At 56.5% G+C, this 19,263-nt stretch carries 17 protein-coding genes and 1 other RNA gene; 11 read left to right on the top strand and 7 right to left on the bottom strand.

What is annotated here, in order from left to right; translation table 11 throughout:
• Nucleotides 1–55: 55 nt before the first annotated feature.
• Nucleotides 56–460: a ferric iron uptake transcriptional regulator gene (fur, locus tag BFQ04_RS19260; RefSeq protein ID WP_065952170.1), complete on the bottom strand. Its 405-nt coding sequence runs from the start codon at nucleotides 458–460 to the stop codon at nucleotides 56–58.
• A 98-nt stretch (nucleotides 461–558) separates the two neighbouring features.
• Between fur and BFQ04_RS19255 the strand changes: the two genes are divergently transcribed.
• Nucleotides 559–1,086: an outer membrane protein assembly factor BamE gene (locus BFQ04_RS19255; RefSeq protein WP_057725005.1), complete on the top strand. Its 528-nt coding sequence runs from the start codon at nucleotides 559–561 to the stop codon at nucleotides 1,084–1,086.
• 56 nt (nucleotides 1,087–1,142) lie between these two features.
• Here the strand turns inward: BFQ04_RS19255 and BFQ04_RS19250 are convergent, their stop codons facing one another.
• Both BFQ04_RS19250 and BFQ04_RS19245 read right to left on the bottom strand, forming a co-directional pair.
• Nucleotides 1,143–1,445 carry an RnfH family protein gene (locus tag BFQ04_RS19250; protein WP_065952169.1) on the bottom strand — a complete coding sequence of 101 codons (303 nt, stop codon included), beginning with the start codon at nucleotides 1,443–1,445 and terminating at the stop codon, nucleotides 1,143–1,145.
• Nucleotides 1,438–1,872 carry a type II toxin-antitoxin system RatA family toxin gene (locus BFQ04_RS19245; protein WP_065952168.1) on the bottom strand — a complete coding sequence of 145 codons (435 nt, stop codon included), beginning with the start codon at nucleotides 1,870–1,872 and terminating at the stop codon, nucleotides 1,438–1,440. Before BFQ04_RS19245 ends, BFQ04_RS19250 begins: the two co-directional genes overlap by 8 nt.
• Nucleotides 1,873–2,041: 169 nt before the next feature.
• Here BFQ04_RS19245 and smpB point away from each other — a divergent pair, with 169 nt between their 5' ends.
• The gene (gene smpB, locus BFQ04_RS19240) at nucleotides 2,042–2,524 is read left to right on the top strand and encodes an SsrA-binding protein SmpB (protein WP_003235073.1); all 483 of its coding nucleotides are present in this window, start codon (nucleotides 2,042–2,044) and stop codon (nucleotides 2,522–2,524) included.
• Nucleotides 2,525–2,561: 37 nt separating this feature from the next.
• Here the strand turns inward: smpB and BFQ04_RS19235 are convergent, their stop codons facing one another.
• Entirely contained in the window at nucleotides 2,562–3,329 is a 768-nt protein-coding gene (locus BFQ04_RS19235) for an FCD domain-containing protein (protein ID WP_065952167.1), read from the bottom strand.
• A 251-nt stretch (nucleotides 3,330–3,580) separates the two neighbouring features.
• On the opposite strand from BFQ04_RS19235, the gene BFQ04_RS19230 reads away from it, so the two are divergent.
• From BFQ04_RS19230 to BFQ04_RS19200, 7 genes are all read left to right on the top strand, one after another.
• On the top strand, nucleotides 3,581–5,275 hold the full coding sequence (locus BFQ04_RS19230) for a lactate permease LctP family transporter (protein ID WP_065952166.1): 1,695 nt from the start codon (nucleotides 3,581–3,583) through the stop codon (nucleotides 5,273–5,275).
• Nucleotides 5,276–5,345: 70 nt separating this feature from the next.
• Entirely contained in the window at nucleotides 5,346–8,156 is a 2,811-nt protein-coding gene (locus tag BFQ04_RS19225; protein ID WP_065952165.1) for an FAD-binding and (Fe-S)-binding domain-containing protein, read from the top strand.
• A gap of 138 nt (nucleotides 8,157–8,294) precedes the next feature.
• Nucleotides 8,295–8,573 (top strand): hypothetical protein, encoded by a 279-nt coding sequence (locus BFQ04_RS19220; protein WP_065883919.1) that lies wholly within the window; start codon nucleotides 8,295–8,297, stop codon nucleotides 8,571–8,573.
• Nucleotides 8,574–8,666: 93 nt separating this feature from the next.
• Nucleotides 8,667–9,063: a transfer-messenger RNA gene (ssrA, locus tag BFQ04_RS19215) on the top strand.
• A 185-nt stretch (nucleotides 9,064–9,248) separates the two neighbouring features.
• Entirely contained in the window at nucleotides 9,249–10,505 is a 1,257-nt protein-coding gene (locus BFQ04_RS19210) for an integrase domain-containing protein (RefSeq protein ID WP_065952164.1), read from the top strand.
• A gap of 179 nt (nucleotides 10,506–10,684) precedes the next feature.
• Entirely contained in the window at nucleotides 10,685–11,278 is a 594-nt protein-coding gene (locus BFQ04_RS19205) for a hypothetical protein (protein ID WP_065952163.1), read from the top strand.
• Nucleotides 11,279–11,280: 2 nt separating this feature from the next.
• The gene (locus BFQ04_RS19200; RefSeq protein WP_065952162.1) at nucleotides 11,281–12,207 is read left to right on the top strand and encodes a Kiwa anti-phage protein KwaB-like domain-containing protein; all 927 of its coding nucleotides are present in this window, start codon (nucleotides 11,281–11,283) and stop codon (nucleotides 12,205–12,207) included.
• 865 nt (nucleotides 12,208–13,072) lie between these two features.
• Here the strand turns inward: BFQ04_RS19200 and BFQ04_RS29380 are convergent.
• The 3 genes from BFQ04_RS29380 to istA all read right to left on the bottom strand — a co-directional run bounded on the left by BFQ04_RS29380 (nucleotide 13,073) and on the right by istA (nucleotide 17,021).
• Complete coding sequence (locus tag BFQ04_RS29380; RefSeq protein ID WP_139111944.1) at nucleotides 13,073–14,500, bottom strand: hypothetical protein; 1,428 nt, start codon at nucleotides 14,498–14,500, stop codon at nucleotides 13,073–13,075.
• A 225-nt stretch (nucleotides 14,501–14,725) separates the two neighbouring features.
• On the bottom strand, nucleotides 14,726–15,529 hold the full coding sequence (istB, locus tag BFQ04_RS19185; RefSeq protein WP_029241171.1) for an IS21-like element ISPsy20 family helper ATPase IstB: 804 nt from the start codon (nucleotides 15,527–15,529) through the stop codon (nucleotides 14,726–14,728).
• Nucleotides 15,522–17,021, bottom strand: coding sequence for an IS21 family transposase (istA, locus tag BFQ04_RS19180; protein WP_115129398.1), 1,500 nt, complete (start codon nucleotides 17,019–17,021; stop codon nucleotides 15,522–15,524). The genes istB and istA overlap by 8 nt, the downstream gene beginning before the upstream one ends.
• Nucleotides 17,022–17,880: 859 nt before the next feature.
• Here istA and BFQ04_RS19175 point away from each other — a divergent pair.
• On the top strand, nucleotides 17,881–18,849 hold the full coding sequence (locus BFQ04_RS19175) for a DUF932 domain-containing protein (RefSeq protein ID WP_065952158.1): 969 nt from the start codon (nucleotides 17,881–17,883) through the stop codon (nucleotides 18,847–18,849).
• A 152-nt stretch (nucleotides 18,850–19,001) separates the two neighbouring features.
• The gene (locus tag BFQ04_RS19170) at nucleotides 19,002–19,259 is read left to right on the top strand and encodes a hypothetical protein (protein WP_083218012.1); all 258 of its coding nucleotides are present in this window, start codon (nucleotides 19,002–19,004) and stop codon (nucleotides 19,257–19,259) included.
• The last annotated feature ends 4 nt before the right edge of the window (nucleotides 19,260–19,263 follow it).

Below are 19,263 nucleotides of genomic sequence, written 5' to 3'. Positions count from 1 at the left end.
AAGGCGACCCTAGGGTCGCCTTCAATCGTTTCGCAGAGCAAATCTGCGTCGATTTTTACTTTTTCTTACGGATGTACAGCACCAGATTATGGTCGACCAAATCGAAGCCATGCTCCTCAGCGATCTTATGCTGCAGCGCTTCGATCTCAGGGCTGGTGAACTCGATAACCTCATTGGTATCCAGGTCAACCATATGGTCGTGGTGCCCACCGTCGGCCAATTCAAACACTGCATGACCGCCGTCGAAATTATGACGAACCACCAGCTCTGCGGCTTCAAACTGGGTCAGGACACGGTAAACCGTGGCCAGGCCGACGTCTTCATTAGCCTCCATCAGCGCCTTGTAAACGTCCTCGGCACTCATGTGGCGCTGCTCAGCAGAATCGAGCATTTGTAGAATCTTGACTCGGGGCAGAGTCACTTTGAGACCGGCTTTGCGTAGTTCGCTATTTTCAACCATGGTTAGCTTTCTCGCGGATGCTGCTTCGCAGCTTCTCATAATACGGGTATGATCGGCGTTTACGTTGTCCCAGCCAAGATAGTGGAAGTCGCCCACCGATGCAAAACACCAAGCTCTTGCTAACCAGTTTCACCTTTGTGGGACTGCTCGCACTCGCCGGTTGTTCATTCCCCGGGGTTTACAAAATCGACATCCAGCAGGGCAATGTCGTCACGCAGGACATGATAGACCAGTTACGCCCGGGAATGACCCGACGGCAAGTAAGGTTTATCATGGGCAATCCCCTGCTGACCGACACTTTCCATGCCGATCGCTGGGATTACCTCTACAGCCTCCAGCCTGGCGGCGGTGAGCGCCAGCAGGAGCGCGTCAGTGTCATTTTCAATGGCAATGACCAGCTTGTCAGCCTTTCCGGCGACTTCATGCCTGGCGTAAGCCGCGATGAAGCGCTGTTGGGCAAGGACAGCGGTACCAGCGTGACCGCCCCTGCACAGGAAGCCGAGAAGCCGAAATCCGAGGTGCCGGCCAAGCCAGGCTCCTTGCTGGACCAGATCCAGAAGGACGTCGATGGCGTGGAAACCGTGCCAGTCCCGACGCCACAGCCTCTGGACACCAGCCCGCAGTAACAAAGCGACACTCAACAAAAAGCCCGGCATGCCGGGCTTTTTGTTGTCTGACGGTTTTATGAGCCTTGCGGCCTGTTCTTCGCCGCCCTGGCCGCACGCTGCCTGCGTACTTCCTTGGGATCTGCCAGCAACGGCCGGTAGATTTCAATTCGATCACCTGGCTGCACGACACGCACATCCGCGTCAGCAACCACCTTTCCGAAAATCCCCAACGGGCATTCAGCCAGCGCCAACTGCGCAAATTGCTCGGCGATCCCCGACATCCGCACCGCTGCCCTCAGGCTCGTGCCCGCCGGAACCTTCACCTGCAATAAAACCTGGCGATCAACAGCGGCATGCACCACTTCAATGTCAACCATGCAGTTGCTTGGCCCGCTGACAGAACGCGTCCACCAGCGTATTCGCCGCCTGATTGAACAAAGGCCCCAATGTCGCGCGAATAATCGGCCCTGCGTAATCGAACGACAGGTCCAGGCTGATCTTGCAGGCCTTGTCCGTCAGCGCCTTGAATACCCATACCCCATGCAACTGGGTGAACGGCCCTTCCTGCAGATTCATTTCGATGGATTGCCCAGGCACCAGCACATTGCGGGTAACAAAATGCTGGCTAAGCCCACCCTTGGCTACGCCGACGCTGGCAACCATGTATGCGTCACCGCTCTCCAAAACCTCGGCAGTGGAGCACCACGGCAGGAATTCCGGGTAACGCGCCACGTCGTTGACCAGGTCATAGAGCGCCTGTGCGGGATATGGCAGCAGGGCCGAACGTTGAATATGCGTCGTCATGTGAGTGTTATTTCCACAGCTGAGCGGGCAAACATCGCGAAACAACAGCCAGATCCGCGAGAGAAAAAAACCAAAGAACTGACCGCATTGTCCGGGATTCGTCCAACACGCTCAAGCACGCAGGTTGACCGTAGCCGACACGCTCGCAACTCCCTATAATGCCGCCCCTATGGCTAAACAAAAGAAACACCCCACAGGGACCATCGCGCAAAATAAAAAGGCGCGACACGATTACTTCATCGAACATCGGTTCGAGGCTGGTCTGGTCCTGGCCGGCTGGGAAGTAAAAAGTCTGCGTGCCAGCAAGCTGCAGCTGGTCGACAGCTATGTGCTGCTCAAGGATGGCGAGGCGTGGCTGCTTGGCAGTCATATCACCCCGCTGACCACCGCGAGCACGCACGTGATTGCCGACCCGGTGCGCACGCGCAAGCTGCTGCTCAATGCCCGCGAGCTGGAAAAACTCGCTGCGGCAGTGCAACAGAAAGGCTACGCCTGCATCTGCTTGTCCTGGTACTGGAGCAAGCACCTGGTCAAGTGCGAAATCGCGCTGGGCAAGGGCAAGAAGGAATACGACAAACGCGATACCGAACGCGAGCGCGACTCCAATCGCGAATTGCATCGCGCGGTGCGCAACAAGGGCAAGGAAGACTAAGCTTGTGACGATGCAGCTTCGGGCGACTCGCCCGAGGCTACATGCCCTTACGTCGCTGCGCCCGAGCTACGCGCTGAACCTCCTGACGAACCTCCTCCAGCACTTCCTGCACATACAGCAGGTGACGCGTTGAAATCTCCCGCGCCTGCTCGGCCCGCCCTTCAATAATTGCCAAGTACAGATCGCGATGCTGGCTGATCAGCATGTCGCGGGTCTCGGTGCGCTGTTGATACATGCCGCCAATGTTGGTCACCACGTTACGCTTGAGCAGATCGAATAGCCCGCGAATGGTGTGCAGCAGCACGGCGTTATGGCTGGCTTCGGCAATGGCCAGGTGAAACCGCGCATCTGCCGCCCCCTCCTCCACTCGACTCACCTCATCGGCCCGCGAATAGCAATCCTGCAAGGCCTCAAACGCCGCGGTCAGCCGCTCACGGTCCACTTCCGTTGCACGCAATGCCGCGTAATAAGCACAGGAAGCCTCAAGCGTCTGGCGAAACTCCAGCAGGTCTCGCTGCGCTTCAGGATTGTTTTCCAGCAGATGCAACAAAGGGTCACTGAAGGTTGAGCCCAGGGATTCCACCACATAGTTGCCGCCGCCCTGACGACTGACCAACAACCCTTTGGCCGCCAGCTTCTGGATCGCTTCTCGCAGCGACGGACGCGACACACCAAATCGTTCCGCCAATGCGCGCTCGGCCGGCAAGCGCTCGCCCGACTTCAGCGTGCCCTCAAGGATCATGCCCTCGAGCTGCTCGACAATATCGTCAGACAAACGGCGCTGACGCACCTGATCAAACCCCATAACCCGCTCTCCACCATCCCGACCACGCGCCGGGCTCTCTATTCTGGCCTATCGCCGCGCTCCCGGCACCTATCAGAACGCCTCGGATTATCCCGATCAGAACGCTGCACACCCACCCGTACGACCAAAGTTTTGTGGGCGGCAAATTGACACACCCCTGCCAAGCCTCTTAATCTAGCCCACAGCGACGGTGAATTGGTATTACCAATTACCCAAGACATACAAACAACAACAATCAGGGGCCACCCCACATGCAAACCTGGCAACAGCTCTACAGCCCTCTCGGCAGTCTCGGTGTATCCGCACTGGCCGCCGTTATCCCCATCGTATTTTTCTTCCTGGCCCTGGCTGTATTCCGCCTGAAGGGGCACGTGGCCGGCAGCATCACCCTCGCGCTGTCGATCCTGGTGGCCATTTTCGCCTTCCAGATGCCGGTGGACATGGCCCTGGCGGCCGCCGGCTACGGCTTCGCCTATGGCTTGTGGCCGATTGCGTGGATCATCGTGGCGGCGGTATTTCTCTACAAGTTGACGGTCAAGAGTGGTCAGTTCGAGGTTATCCGCAGCTCGGTCCTGTCGATTACCGACGACCAGCGCTTGCAGGTATTGCTGATCGGCTTCTGCTTCGGCGCCTTCCTCGAAGGGGCGGCCGGTTTCGGTGCCCCCGTGGCAATCACCGCCGCGCTGCTGGTCGGCCTGGGTTTCAACCCGCTCTACGCCGCCGGCCTGTGCCTGATTGCCAACACCGCCCCGGTCGCCTTTGGTGCGCTGGGCATCCCGATCATCGTGGCGGGCCAGGTCACCGGCATCGACGCCTTCAAGATCGGCGCCATGACCGGGCGCCAACTGCCCCTGCTGTCACTGTTCGTGCCGTTCTGGCTGGTGTTCATGATGGACGGCCTGCGCGGTGTTCGCGAAACCTGGCCCGCAGCCCTGGTGGCCGGCCTGAGCTTTGCCGTCACTCAGTACTTCACCTCCAATTTCATCGGCCCGGAGCTGCCCGACATCACCTCGGCACTGGCCAGCCTGATCGCCCTGACCTTATTCCTCAAAGTCTGGCAACCCAAGCGCAGCGCCGGCGCGCAGATCGCCGGCGCCACCTCGAGCACGGCGGTTACCGCCAGCGCCGGCGGCTTCGGCTTGCCCCGCAACACCCTTGTTTCTCCGTACAGCCTGGGGCAGATTTTCAAGGCATGGTCGCCCTTCCTGATACTCACCGTGCTGGTCACCATCTGGACCCTCAAACCCTTCAAGGCGATGTTTGCCGCCGGCGGCTCGATGTACAGCTGGGTGTTCAACTTTGCGATTCCGCATCTGGACCAACTGGTGATCAAAGTCGCCCCAATCGTCATCAACCCCACCGCCATACCGGCGGTATTCAAGCTGGACCCGATTTCAGCAACCGGCACCGCGATTTTCTTCTCTGCGCTGATCTCGATGGCCGTACTGAAAATAGACATTAAAACTGGTCTTACCACTTTAAAAGAAACCTTTTATGAGCTGCGCTGGCCGATCCTGTCCATTGGCATGGTGTTGGCCTTCGCCTTTGTTACCAACTATTCGGGCATGTCCTCGACCATGGCCCTGGTCCTGGCGGGCACCGGCGCGGCCTTCCCGTTTTTCTCACCGTTCCTCGGCTGGCTTGGTGTGTTCCTGACAGGCTCGGACACGTCATCCAATGCACTGTTCAGCTCGTTGCAAGCCACCACCGCCCACCAGATCGGCGTCAACGACACCTTGCTGGTGGCGGCGAATACCAGTGGCGGCGTGACCGGCAAAATGATTTCGCCGCAATCCATCGCCGTGGCCTGTGCGGCGACCGGCCTGGTGGGCAAGGAATCCGACCTGTTCCGCTTCACCCTTAAACACAGCCTGTTCTTTGCCACGATCGTCGGGCTGATCACCTTGGCACAGGCGTATTGGTTCACCGGTATGCTGGTGCACTGAGACCTGCACGCAATAGGGTAAGAATCGACGCCGGACAACGGTTCCGGCGTCAGCTATTTCTGGAGGACCGATGAGCCTGCCTGCCGCATTCCTGAGCGACGTCGCACAACTGACCCCGAAGGATCGTCGTTTTGACGATCCACTTTCCACCCTCGCCTTCGGCACCGACGCCAGCTTTTACCGATTGATCCCACAGCTGGTGATACGCGTCGAGTCGGAAGACGAAGTCGTCACGCTGCTGCAACTGGCCCAGCGCGACCGCGTCGCCGTGACCTTCCGCGCAGCGGGCACCAGCTTGTCCGGCCAGGCCATCAGCGATTCGGTGCTGATCGTGCTGGGCGATCAGTGGAATGGTCGCGAAATTCGCGCGCAAGGCCTGCAGATCCGCCTGCAGCCCGGCGTCATCGGCGCTCAGGCCAACGCCTGGCTGGCGCCATTCGGGCGCAAGATCGGGCCGGACCCGGCATCGATCAACGCCTGCAAGATCGGCGGCATCGTCGCCAACAACGCCAGTGGCATGTGCTGCGGTACGGCGCAAAATACCTACCACACCTTGGCAGGCATTCGTCTGGTCCTGGCCGATGGCAGCCGCCTGGACACCGAAGATCCCGCCAGCGTCCAGGCCTTCCGCCACACCCATGGCGCACTGCTTGAACGCCTGGCCACACTGGGCCGCGAGACGCGGGCAAACGCCGAACTGGCGGCAAAAATCCGCCACAAATACCGTCTGAAAAATACCACCGGCCTGTCGCTGAATGCTCTGGTGGATTTTGATGACCCGCTGGATATCCTCAGCCATTTACTGGTGGGGTCCGAGGGCACGCTGGGATTTATCAGCGCCGTGACCTACGACACGGTGATCGATCACCCGCACAAGGCCTCGGCACTCATCGTATTCCCGGATGTGGAGACCTGCTGCAACGCGGTCACCGTGCTGAAGACTCAGCCAGTCTCGGCAGTTGAGCTGCTGGACCGGCGCAGCCTGCGCTCGGTAGAGAACAAACCGGGTATGCCAGCGTTCGTACAGCAACTATCGGACAATGCCTGCGCGCTGCTGATCGAATCCCGCGCCGCCACTTCCTCGTTACTGCATGAACAACTGGCGTTGATCATGGCCTCACTCGTCTCTTTTCCGGTGGAGAAGCAGGTCGACTTCACCGAAGACCCACTGGAAAACGCCCGGCTCTGGGCGATTCGCAAGGACACCTTCCCCGCCGTGGGCGCCGTACGCAAAACCGGCACTACCGTGATCATCGAAGACGTTACCTTTCCGGTCGAACAACTGGCGCTTGGCGTCAACCGCTTGATCGAACTGTTCGACAAACACCACTACGACGAAGCCATCCTTTTCGGACATGCCCTGGAAGGCAATCTGCATTTCGTCTTCACTCAAGGCTTCAACAGCACGGAAGAAATCGCACGCTATCAGGCGTTCATGGACGACGTTGCACACCTGGTCGCGGTTGAATTCGGTGGATCGTTGAAAGCCGAACACGGCACCGGTCGCAATATGGCGCCGTTTGTCGAACTGGAATGGGGCAGCGATGCCTATCAACTGATGTGGCAGCTCAAGCGCCTGCTCGACCCTAACGGCATCCTCAACCCGGACGTGGTGCTCAGCGAAGATCCGCAGATTCACCTCAAACATCTCAAACCCCTGCCCGCCGCCGACGAGCTTGTGGATAAGTGCATCGAATGCGGGTTCTGCGAGCCGGTGTGCCCGTCGAAAGGCCTGACCTTGAGCCCACGTCAGCGCATTGTGATCTGGCGCGACATCCAGGCCAAACAGCGCGCCGGCGTCGACACCACCGAATTGGAAGCGGCCTACCACTACCAAGGCATCGACACCTGCGCCGCGACCGGGCTCTGCGCCCAACGCTGCCCTGTAGGCATCAATACCGGCGACCTGGTGAAAAAGCTGCGCAGCCGTGACGCCGACCGTACGAAAACCGCCGAATGGCTCGCCAACCATTTCTCAACCGCGCTGCAAGGCGCGCGTTTTACCCTGCATGTCGCCAACGGCGCGCGCATGCTGCTGGGTGCTCCGCGCCTGGCGAAGTTATCGGCCACCGTCACCCGGCTGTCCAAGGGGCAAGTCCCGCAGTGGACCAACGCCATGCCACAACCGGAAAAAGCCATTCGCTTCAGCCCGGCCGTCACCGACGAGCGACCACGGGTGGTCTACCTGGCGGCGTGCGTCTCACGCGCCATGGGCCCGGCGGCGGGTGATAAAGAGCAAATGTCGCTGTACGACAAAACCCGTGGCCTGCTGGAAAAGGCCGGTTACCAGGTTGTCTTCCCCGACCACCAGGACAACCTGTGCTGCGGCCAACCCTTCGCCTCCAAAGGCTATGCCGAACAGGCCGAACACAAGCGCCAGGAACTGATCGGCGCCCTGCTCCACGCCAGCCGTGGCGGCCTCGACCCGATCTATTGCGACACCAGCCCGTGCACCCTGCGCCTGACGCAAGACCTGGGCGAGACACGCCTGGACCTCTACGACCCCGTACGTTTCATCCGCACCCACCTCATGGACCGCCTCGACTTCACGCCGCAGGAAGCGCCCATTGCCGTCCACGTCACCTGCAGCACCCAGCACCTCGGCGAAAGCCAGGCGCTGATCGACCTCGCCCGACGCTGCGCCAAGACCGTAATCATCCCCGAAGGCATTCACTGCTGCGGCTTTGCCGGCGACAAAGGCTTCACCACCCCGGAACTCAACGCCCACTCACTGCGCACCCTCAAAGACGCGGTGCAACACTGCAGCGAAGGCATCTCCACCAGCCGCACCTGCGAGATCGGCCTGAGCCAGCACGGCGGCATCGATTATCACGGGCTGGTGTACCTCGTGGACCGCGTCACCCAGGCCCGCGCCGATTAAGCCCGCAAAATAAAACAGAACCCCTGCGCGCCGGTGTAGTCATCTGCATAGGCCTCGACAAACGAGGCTCAACAGTGATGTCGCTGGCAGGCCCTTAACGCCAGCAGCGTCGAGCCCTTTTGCGCAAGGAGATACCCTATGAAGCGTTCCGCTCTTGCTGGCTTGTTCATTACCGCTGCGATGCTGGCATCCCCCGCTTTCGCGGCCGGTGATAAAGACCTGTGCCAGATCAACCTGGACAAAATCAACAACGGTAAAGCCCTGCTGTCCACCGACACCAGTGGCAAAAGCGGCGAAATCGACACCGCCGTCGCCCAAGCCAAGGCCGCCCATGCGGCAGGTGATGACAAGAAGTGCATCGAAATCACCTCCAAGGCCCTGCAAGACCTGCAGAACAGCGAAAAAGGCGGTCAGTAAGCGATAGGGCCGACCTTCGGGTTGGCCTTTCGTGAAGGTTTGGCGTACACTGCACAAGCTTGTCACTCACTAGAAACAACGAGTTACAAGCACGGGGCCGTTTAGGATTCGACGCCGGTCGCGAAACTTTAGGTGCATGCCGAGTTGGTAACAGAACTCGTAAATCCACTGTTGCAACTTCTTATAGTTGCCAATGACGAAAACTACGGCCAGGAATTCGCTCTCGCTGCGTAAGCAGCCTTAGCCCTGAGCTTCTGGTACCTTCGGGTCCAGCAATCACCAGGGGATGTCTGTAAACCCAAAGTGATTGTCATATAGAACAGAATCGCCGTGCAGTACGTTGTGGACGAAGCGGCTAAAACTTACACAACTCGCCCAAAGCACCCTGCCCTTCGGGTCGCTGAGGGTTAACTTAATAGAAACGGCTACGCATGTAGTACCGACAGCGGAGTACTGGCGGACGGGGGTTCAAATCCCCCCGGCTCCACCAAATTTACATCTAAAGACGTCCATGGACGTCTTTTTTTGTGCCTTAAATCCAGCAAAATCAAGGCTTTAGGGTCTATTAGCGTCCATTGACGTCCGGAACAAGCCACGCCATCGGGTATTCCAGATGGTATTCCAAGGCCTTCAGTGGTAATTTTTGGAATACCAATTGATGTCATGGAATACCTCATGTGCGCCCAAGCCACCCGCCTCTCTGACCGCCAGCTAAAAGCGGTAAAGCCAAAAGACAAGGATTATGTCCTCAGTGATGGAGACGGCTTACAGCTGCGCGTGAGGGTCAATGGCTCTACGCTCTGGAACTTCAACTACCGACAGCCGATTACCAAAAATCGCATCAACATGGGTCTTGGCACCTACCCAGAGCTCTCACTTGCGCAAGCCAGGAAGAAGACGGTCGAAGCCAGAGAGCTTCTCGCCCAGGGCATCGACCCTAAAGAACAACGTAGCGAGTTGGAGCAAACAAAAAGGCAGGCAACCGAGCACACATTCGAGAACGTGGCGTCTGCTTGGTTTGAACTGAAAAAGGACTCTGTGACTCAAGCTTATGCCGAAGACATCTGGCGCTCGCTCATACTCCATGTCTTCCCATCACTGGGAACAACACCCATCTCGCAGATCAATGCCCCGAGGGTCATCGAACTGCTGCGCCCTTTGGAAACCAAAGGTAGCCTGGAGACAGTGAAGCGACTGACCCAACGACTCAACGAGATCATGACCTACGGCGTGAACTCGGGAATGATCTTTGCTAATCCACTCACCGGCATTCGGGCCGTTTTCAAGAAGCCGAAAAAGCAGAACATGGCAGCCCTCCGCCCTGAAGAATTGCCAGAACTGATGGTCGCCATTGCCAATGCGAGCATAAAAAGAACAACGCGCTGCCTGATCGAATGGCAACTTCACACCATGACTCGCCCAGCAGAAGCCGCTACAACATCTTGGGCTGACATCGATCTAGAAAAGAAAATCTGGACGATCCCAGCGGAGCGTATGAAGAAGCGACGTGCACACGTCATACCGCTGACCGAACACGCACTCGCTCTGCTGGAGACGATAAAGCCCTACAGCGGCCACAGAGAATACGTGTTCCCAGCCGATAGAGACCCACGGGATCATTGCAACAGTCAGACGGCAAACATGGCTCTGAAACGTATGGGATTTGACGGTAGATTGGTGAGCCACGGTATGCGCTCAATGGCCAGTACTATCCTCAACGAACACGGCTGGGAGCCGGAGCTAATCGAGGTAGCGCTTGCCCACGTCGATAAAGACGAGGTTCGGAGCGCCTATAACCGAGCGGACTACATCGAGCGCCGACGCCCGATGATGGCTTGGTGGAGCAATCATATCCAGGAAGCGGCAACCGGAAATCTGTCTGTATCAGCTATCAGAGAAAATCGAGATAAAAAAGTCGTTTCGATACGATGACCCAAGGCGACTTCCGCCCCAAAGCTGTCCTTTACTAAGGGCAGCGATCGCCCATAAGCAGCTGCCAGTGACCGACGGCTAAGGCTACTAGCAGCAGCCCGTGATCGCCGTTATCCTGATTTCCATAATTTTCGCGCCACGGTACGGATGAATTCGCACCGATCTAGCAGGGATGCATAATGGAACTCAGGCTAGTATTCGCCGCAGCAATCTTCCTGGGCTCCTACCTTCCGCTCAGCGTCATCCTGTTGGTTCAGGACTTGAAGGTCGACCTCTTCAGTAGGCCTTTTTGCTCAACGCTGTGGCAGATGTCGTCGGAGTGCGAGCTCCCTTTCAACAATTCTGGCCTTTCGATTGGATTTGCACTCTGCTGCCTAGCTTGCTTTCTAACCACCGTCTTTGTGATCTGGTGTAAGCAAGAGCCTCAGAGCATTACTATCATTGAGTCAAAACAAATTCCAACCGACCTGATCAACTACGTAGTGCCCTACATCGTCTCGTTCATGAGTCTTGAATACTCACAATTGACCAAAGTGTTGGGCTTTACGCTATTCATGATGTGGATCTTTTGGCTGTCCTACAAAACCGGTCAAGTCGTCCTCAATCCAATTCTGATCATCCTGGGTTGGAAGCTGTACGAGATCAAATACACGTACCAGAACAGCCCAACTGAGCGCGTAGATAAAGCCTTGGCCAAAACTGAGTTCAAGCCCGCCACCAAGGTCACCATCGACGTCGAATTCATTCAAGAAGTCATAGTAAAAAGGGATTAGCCATGGCAGTGCTACAGGATCTACACGATTTTGATCTCGAACAAGCAACGGTCAATTTCTGGATATTCAGGCGATACACAAAAGGCACGCCACCAGAGCCCAAATACACGGGTAAATGGGTAAGCCTGGATAATGGGCTCAAACTGGCATTGAAGTCGACGGCAGCGGCCTTCAAAGCGGCGCTCACTGAAACGCTTGAATACGGGTTGCTCGCTGAAAACAATCAATCGAGCGCGCTCACAATTCCGCAGGACGAAACCCATGCAGCCAAGTTCGTCGCGGAGTCGCATGACCAGACTCCTGCCAAGCGAATCTCCGAAATGGAAGAGCTGGCCAACGCCGAATTCTACGTGGTGAAATTCTCCAGTGCTCAGGGCAATCTGTACTGCGTGCGCAAGACGGATTCCACATGGAAGACCAAGAAGCGAGCTGGTGCCATTCACACCTTTTTCAAATCCAAAACGCTGAAACTTGATGAGGCGCCCAGCTTTCACATCGCGAAGGACTTCGACATGGCGGTGCTGGAAGACACCATATTCATCAAACACAAACCCAGCTTTGAATCGATATTGAGCCACAAGGCAGCCCACCAGGAAGACTTTACTCAGCTCCTAGCTCAGGCTGATTTCCAAGCGCTTTTCACAACTACCGACGCGGTGAGCGCCTACGTTGGGACAAATGCAATGCAGCTTCGTAGGGCGTCGGCCATCAAGATGAAGGGTCATTATCTCGACGCAAGATTCATGGGTAATCTGCGACGCGAGCACGCTAATTTTGGCCTAAACATCCCCTTCCAAGCTGACGGAAAAATCGAGCCTACGCCAGAAAGCTGCCCTGATATTTTCAAAGCACTACTGGATCACCGGCTGAAATCTCACTTCTCTGAAAAGATCTATGACGTTCAGAACACCGCTGAGACAGGGATTTGAGTGTTGATAAGGGAGGGCCACACGTCCTCCCTTTGATAATTACCCTATGCCCGGACGGCAAAACTCCTCAAGCCTCGGACCCAAGCCCTCTTGACGTAGATCAGTTCACTTTCAGAGGAGCAGGCAAGCAGTTGCACAATCCGGAATCGCCCCGCTCATGATGACAAGGATGACTACATACGAGGTCGCGGGAGAAATGGGTTCGTGGTGCAGCCCAAGCCCAGTCCGGTAATACCTTCCAGGCAGCCTGATCCCGATCACAGCGGCCGTAAAACCAGCGTCAGATCGACGTATTCACTAGCCATTTTGTAGACGGACTTGAGCCGAAGCTTGAAACTCCACGAGTCGCAAAGCTGTACACGAACGCACTTATGTTTGCACTTCCACTCGTCAAGGGGGAAGTCAACATCGCTGAGTTCATGCTTGTTGAAGGACTGAGGGTGTTGTACCCGAAGCTCCATGCAGCAATTCGCGACAACGCAGATTTGTTTTTACAGGGGGAGCCCCGCGAAGCTTTGCGAGGTTTGGAACAATCTCCGTCCGCCGTTAATCGACTCCTCGAAACCGCAATGCCGGGGTCTGCTTCAGAAGAGCGAGGCGAAGTGCGAGAGCGACTTTTGAAACCTCTTTTTCCGCGAATCAGCAATATGATGTACGGGGGAGATTGGGAGGAAGGTGGGGTAACGAGCGAAGAATCTGTTCGAGCCGTTATTTCAAACGCTACTTCGCTTACGGGGCGCCTGAAGGAGACATAGATGCACAGATCCATCAAGAGGTCATCGCCCAGCAAGCGCGACAGCGGACTACCCCGCATGCGGTAGCCGCTATAGCCGTTACAGTTCAAACTCCTAGCAATCGTGTAGATTCAGTTACCGGTGAGCCTAGAAAGGCGCCCTTGAAGTTGCTGCATGTATTTATCACCAGCACCAGATTCAATCGCCTCTTTGCAATGCGCAACGGCGGCGGAAATGTCCGGGATCGCCTCAGCACATTTGCTCATGAGTTCGTAATAGCTTGCGATTCGGCCTGCCGCCTTTTCATCTCGCTTGGCAGACTCAAGCGCCTCACGCGCGACATCTAATGCCAAGCTCGCTTCTGTTAGTTCGAGCAACGCTTGACTCTTGCGATAGAGAAGCCAGTGATCCTTCGTTTCTGGCGCGAATTTTTCGCAGACGTCTAGGGCCCTAGCAGGCATGTCGGCAGCTAGGAATGCTTTCATAACAGCTCTTACCGAGAACGCGTTCAAGCTTCCCGCGTCGACCAATGCGTCCGCGAAAATCATTGCGGACGCATTTAGTCGACTCGCTAACTTTAACTTGTCGGCGCTCTTGGCAGACTGCGCAGTGTTTGAAAGCGCCTCACACGCGCTCGTCCATTGCTTACGATCAATTGACTCGGGCGGCACAGTCAGAAGTTCTGGCATGGCATCTGCCAGTGAGATAGTGGCGTCACTATGCTCATATCCAAACTTTGAGGTGAATGCCAAGAACGCTTCGTAGAACTGATCTAGCCCGTCCAATGCCGCGATCGCAATCACGTCCGACACCTGCTTGACTTTGCTAGGATCAGCAGACACCTCAGCAAGCACTTTGGGATACGAACGCAAACGAGCAACCGCAGCGAGTGAGACACGAAGTGGGACGGCTGACGAGCCGCTGAGAAGTCTTTCAACCAGCCAAACCATTGAAGCCTCGCCGGCGCCTTTCATTCGAGCGTCAGCTTCTCTTTGAGTACCCAAATGAGCGATTTGGCCATGAGCAGCATGCCATTCCGGCCGGTGAGCCAGAATCTCTTGAAATGAGTCGAGCGCCTCGACAACCATGCCAGAGCGACGCATGGCTTTACCACGATGATGAAGCAACTCGATCTTCAGCTCATCACGCACTCCAGCATCAATGACCGACTGATATTCGTGCGCGCACTCCTTGTAGTAGGTTTGGCGCGCCGCATTGTCATCGATTGTGTAAGCGAAATCCTCCTTCGCATCTACGATGCAGAGAACTTCCGCCAGTGAGGACTTTTCCGTGATTGGCAATTCGTATAGCTTTGCAGCGATCTCTGAACGAGCATCACCACCGGCTTGCATGAGGGCATACATTAGCCAATCTGGAGCCCTAGCGCCGCGTAAGTGATGGATCTCCATCAATTGCAACTCACACAGGTGAATCTGGCGGATGGCACTAGACAACATCTCACCAGCCCCCTCAGCGACGTATTTTTCAATGGCATCAGAGACAGGCTGAGCATCTGGCACTGTCCTTACAGCATCACAAATCAAATCATGAACTTTCAATAGCCCAGGAGTCGTCGCCGATTGGAGAATCGAGAGACGCTGAAGGTTGATCGATGCAGTCTGCCTGTTGGCGCTGATTTAAAACTGACCCACCCTGCCGATTGAAAATTGACCCAGGACGGATTGCTGATTTTTGCCCCAGCAATTGTGGATAAGCTTAGCAGCAGTGTTCCGATTCAAGACCATCAAGCCCCACCGCAAGCGGCAGGGCATTTATGGTGCGGATCAAAATGGCTCATCGTCCTCGACATCATCTCCGTCCTTGCGCTTTCGTTCCCGTGACTTGATCTTTGTCTGCGCGGCCAAGGTGCTGTGTTGTAGTCGGTAGGACTCGTTGCCCGTTTCGACGATGTGGCAGTGGTGTGTCAGCCGATCCAGCAACGCGGTGGTCATCTTGGCGTCGCCAAACACACTCGACCATTCCGAGAAGCTCAGGTTGGTGGTGATGACCACGCTGGTGTGTTCGTACAGTTTGGACAGCAGGTGAAATAACAGGGCACCGCCGCTTTGACTGAAGGGCAAATACCCCAGCTCATCCAGTATCACCAGGTCTGTTCGTAGCAGTCCCTGGGCGATTCGCCCTGCCTTGCCATCGTACTTCTCACGCTCCAGCAGATTCACCAGATCCACCGTGGAAAAGAAGCGCACGCGTTTGTTGTGGGCCGTGATTCCGGATACAGCCAAGGCACTGGCCAGGTGTGTTTTCCCGGTTCCAGGGCCGCCGATGAACACGACATTCTGCGCGGTTTCAGTGAACGCTAAGCTGGATAGATCGCTGACCAGCCGGGCATCAGCGCTGGAAGCGCTGAAGTCAAAGCCAGCTAAGTCACGGTGCATGGGGAGTTTTGCCATGTTCATCTGATGATTCACCGAGCGTACCGCGCGATCCGCATGTTCCTGCTGAAGCAGATGTTCCAGCAGCCATTTCGATGAAGCCGTCGACGCTGTTCCTTGAGAGACCAGTTCTTCCCAAGCACTGGCCATGCCGTGCAGGCGAAGTTCTTTGAGTTCAGTCATTAGGTCACGCATTGCGATTCTCCTCATCGGTCGCACGGAGCCGGTCGTAGCGTGCCGTATTGGCAACAGGCGCGACCTTGAGTTGCAGGCTGGTTTCTACACAGGGAGGTGGTGTGGTGGAGGTCAGGCGGGCAACGACATTGAGGATGTGATCGGCGCTCAGACTTCCCGATTCAAGTACCAGCTCCACCGCCACCAGCACTGGTTCGAGACCCGCAATTGGCACAGCAGCCAGTACCTGCATCATGATTCGATCACCGTTGGTGTGACGCCTCAGTCCTCGTTTGAGAAGCCGTAACGGTTTTGGCAAATCAGCAAATGGCGCGCCGTTGCGCAATGCACCAGGCTTGCGTTCGATGAGTGGGATGTAGTGCTGCCAGTCAAAACTGACCTGATCTCGATCAAAGAGGCGCTCGTGACTGGCGATCACCGTTTCGTCGGCAATGACCACGATCCGCGAAGGGTACAAACGGCTGCTGACCCACTGGCCGACTCTCTCACATGGCACTGAATAGCGATTTCGCGCCACGCTGATCAGACAGGTGCTGGAGACCCGCACGGTACGCTCGACGTAGCCATCAAATACCGTCGGCATTGGCATCATTTCGACCTGCTCCAGCTCCAAGACCTCGGCCACCGTCAGCCCGTTGTACTGCGGATGCACCAGTTCGCTCCAGAGCGACCGGCAACGTTGGCCGAGCCAGACATTCAGCTCCTCAAAGGTATGGAACATGCAATTTTGAGCATCGAGCCAGATTCGCCTCCGGCTGTCCTGCACGTTCTTTTCGACGATGCCTTTCTCCCAGCCAGAGGCCACGTTGCAGAAGTCCGGATCGAACAGATAGTGCGCGCACATCACGGAAAACCGGGCGTTGACCGTGCGGCCTTTACCTTTGTTGACCTTGTCGACAGCCGTTTTCATGTTGTCGTAGATGCCGCGACGTGGCACGCCACCCAACGCTCCAAACGAGCGCGTATGGGCATCAAATAGCATCTCGTGGCCTTGGCTGGGGTACGCAACCAACCAGAATGCGCGGCTGGCGCACAGCTTCATGTGGGAGACCTGGACACGTCGAAAAAGACCACCGATCAGCAGACCTTCTTCGCTCCAGTCAAATTGAAAGGCCTCACCGAGAGCAAACGTCAGCGGTACAAAAGCGCGTAAAGACTTGCCTTGCTCCCCTCGCCAAGAGCGGACAAACGCCGTGAGCTGGCTGTAGCCGCCGTCGTAACCCTCGGCCTTGATCTGCTCGAAAAGCGCTTTGGCGCTCCTGCGGTTGTGTCTTGGCCGGAACGAATCGGCCTTGAGCGCCTGCTCCAGGGTCTCGTGAAAAGGGCTGAGCTTATTGAAGGTTGCGCACCGTTGGTACGCTGGCTGAGTGGCTTCGGGCGCTCTGACCCATTTTCGGATGGTGTTTCTCGACAGCCCGGTACGCTTGGCTATCTGATGCAGCGAGAGCTTGTCGCGGAAGTACATCCGCCGGATTTTTCCCAACATTTCCATGCTGATCACCCTGTGTTCTCCTGCTCAAAAAGTGAGCAGAAGCAGTTGAACACCTGGGTCAGTTTTCAGTCGGCAGAACAGCCTCTACTGGGTCAGTTTTCGGTCAGCGGCAACACCGTATTTCAACGCCCTCCCTGGATGCTCCTCACTGTAGTTGTCGAAGACGATGGCCAGGGGTTGTGACGGTCTCAACCTATCTGATGCGTTCGACTCAAAAAAATCTCAGTCACACATTACGACCCTGCATCCACCGTAAGCCCTCAGGATTCAGCAGTACACCACTCAAGCTGATCGCCTACGCGATCTGCTTGGTAGCGCTCTATGCCTGTGCAATGACTTCTTCTTGACCATCCGTTTATAGGAAACCTCTCATGATCACTCAGTGTCCCCGCTGCCGTTCCACCTCAATCTCAACCAAAGATACCGCAAGGAAAATCGGTGCACTCATTGGCACTGTGGGTGGTGCCGCCCAGGGGGTCACCGGAGCCATGGCCGGGGCCGAGGTTGGCGCTGTTATCGGTGTCATCGCGGGACCTCCTGGGGTCGCTATTAGTGGGATGGCAGGTGCCATTCTCGGTGGTTTAGCCGGTGCCGCAACCGGATGTATCGCAGGTGCAAAACTAGGTGAGGTCATCGATGAGCGAGTTTTGGACAACTACCGTTGTCTCGACTGTGGATTGTCGTTCAGCGGACGTCATCACGCTTGATCTCTCGGTTACAGCGAACCTACCTCGTTTGATGTAATTGCATTTTTACGCCTGATCCATCACTACCCCTCGCCTATCCAACCAAGCACGCCGGCCGATCCCTGCTGAACACTCAGCGGCTTCGTCGTGCGCGAATGAAAAGGAAGCTCTCCATGGCACACCTCATCGAACAAATGGCTTACGTTGGCGCTACTCCTTGGCATGGCCTGGGAAGTCAGCTCTCACCCAAACAACCACTGGAAGTCTGGCAGCAAGAAGCTGGCATGAACTGGCAGATCCAAGAATCGCCGGTACATTTCATGGCTGACGCCGCCAGCCATCTAGGCACCATCCATACCTTTCCCGAACAAAAGGTGCTGTATCGCTCAGATACAAAAGCTGCGTTATCCGTAGTCTCGCAACGCTATCAGGTGGTGCAGCCCCGTGATGTCCTGGAGTTCTATCGGGACCTGACCGAACGCTCGGGTTATGAGCTGGAAACTGCTGGGGTGCTGAAAGGCGGACGCAAGCTCTGGGCACTGGCGCGGACTGGGCAATCAGCCGCTCTCAAGGGCAATGACGTGGTCAATGGCTATTTGCTGTTGGCGACTTCGTGCGACGGCACGTTGGCCACTACCGCGACGCCGACAACAATCCGCGTCGTCTGCAATAACACTCTGACCATTGCGGTCAATGGGGACAGCCAAGCGATCAAAGTTCCGCACAGCACGCGCTTCGACCCACGCGCCGTTAAACAGCAGTTGGGCATTACCATTTCTCAGTGGGATGACTTCATGTATCGCATGCGCACGCTCGCCGCCCGCCCCGTCAAAACCCATGAAGCCAAGAACTACCTGCGTAGCGTCCTGTGTGAAGCCCTGGCGGCTAACCCCGCACGCTCCGGCATCTCAAACGAAAGAGCCTTGACCAAGGTGCTGAGCATGTATGAAGGGCATGGCCGAGGGGCTGAACTGGAAGCAGCCAAAGGCACCGCCTGGGGCTTGCTCAACGCGGTCACCGAGTATGTCGATCACGAACGCCGTGCTCGCAGCAGCGAGTACCGGATGGACACAGCATGGTTCGGCCAAGGTGCCGCCATCAAACAACGAGCGCTTAACACCGCCCTGCAACTGGTGGCCTGAGGAGTTCACAGCATAGAGGGAGGCTCATGCCTCCCTCATGCAACACATGATTTCAGTGGTTAACTCTTTTACGGAGCTACACCACGCCCCTACGCTGCCTGATCTGCGAGTCAAAGGCTGTACTGTCCAAGGAGGCCGCCAACACAGCCGTCATGCTCATCGGAACCATTGATGACTTTCTGCTCGGCGTTCGCCAGATATGCATCCAAGATTCAGGAATCGACTCGGAAATCAAACACGAAAGCCTGCTCATGCAATTGCTCGACCTGATCGGTGAGAGCGTTTCCAGTCCGACATCTGGCTACACCGCCATGGCAGCCTTTAGGGATGTGCAGAGATATCAGTTCGGCCACTATGACTATCTCTGCTTACGCTGCGGTGCCAAGTTCGATCAGAACGCTGGTGCCTGAAAGC

It is taken from the genome of Pseudomonas sp. 37 R 15 (assembly GCF_900004865.1).
GTDB classification, from domain to species: Bacteria; Pseudomonadota; Gammaproteobacteria; order Pseudomonadales; family Pseudomonadaceae; genus Aquipseudomonas; species Aquipseudomonas fluorescens_AM.
Note: the sequence above shows the minus strand (reverse complement) of the source record. Positions and strands in the feature narration are given on the sequence as shown.

Coding starts and splice junctions, on each gene's coding strand:
- fur (WP_065952170.1), bottom strand. CDS start 460: ATGGTTGAAAATAGCGAACTACGCAAAGCCGGTCTCAAAGTGACTCTG.
- BFQ04_RS19200 (WP_065952162.1), top strand. CDS start 11,281: ATGGCAGTGCTACAGGATCTACACGATTTTGATCTCGAACAAGCAACG.
- BFQ04_RS19175 (WP_065952158.1), top strand. CDS start 17,881: ATGGCACACCTCATCGAACAAATGGCTTACGTTGGCGCTACTCCTTGG.
- BFQ04_RS19230 (WP_065952166.1), top strand. CDS start 3,581: ATGCAAACCTGGCAACAGCTCTACAGCCCTCTCGGCAGTCTCGGTGTA.
- BFQ04_RS19170 (WP_083218012.1), top strand. CDS start 19,002: ATGCTCATCGGAACCATTGATGACTTTCTGCTCGGCGTTCGCCAGATA.
- istB (WP_029241171.1), bottom strand. CDS start 15,529: ATGCGTGACCTAATGACTGAACTCAAAGAACTTCGCCTGCACGGCATG.
- BFQ04_RS19225 (WP_065952165.1), top strand. CDS start 5,346: ATGAGCCTGCCTGCCGCATTCCTGAGCGACGTCGCACAACTGACCCCG.
- BFQ04_RS19245 (WP_065952168.1), bottom strand. CDS start 1,872: ATGACGACGCATATTCAACGTTCGGCCCTGCTGCCATATCCCGCACAG.
- BFQ04_RS19250 (WP_065952169.1), bottom strand. CDS start 1,445: ATGGTTGACATTGAAGTGGTGCATGCCGCTGTTGATCGCCAGGTTTTA.
- smpB (WP_003235073.1), top strand. CDS start 2,042: ATGGCTAAACAAAAGAAACACCCCACAGGGACCATCGCGCAAAATAAA.
- BFQ04_RS19205 (WP_065952163.1), top strand. CDS start 10,685: ATGGAACTCAGGCTAGTATTCGCCGCAGCAATCTTCCTGGGCTCCTAC.
- istA (WP_115129398.1), bottom strand. CDS start 17,021: ATGGAAATGTTGGGAAAAATCCGGCGGATGTACTTCCGCGACAAGCTC.
- BFQ04_RS19255 (WP_057725005.1), top strand. CDS start 559: ATGCAAAACACCAAGCTCTTGCTAACCAGTTTCACCTTTGTGGGACTG.
- BFQ04_RS19235 (WP_065952167.1), bottom strand. CDS start 3,329: ATGGGGTTTGATCAGGTGCGTCAGCGCCGTTTGTCTGACGATATTGTC.
- BFQ04_RS19220 (WP_065883919.1), top strand. CDS start 8,295: ATGAAGCGTTCCGCTCTTGCTGGCTTGTTCATTACCGCTGCGATGCTG.
- BFQ04_RS19210 (WP_065952164.1), top strand. CDS start 9,249: ATGTGCGCCCAAGCCACCCGCCTCTCTGACCGCCAGCTAAAAGCGGTA.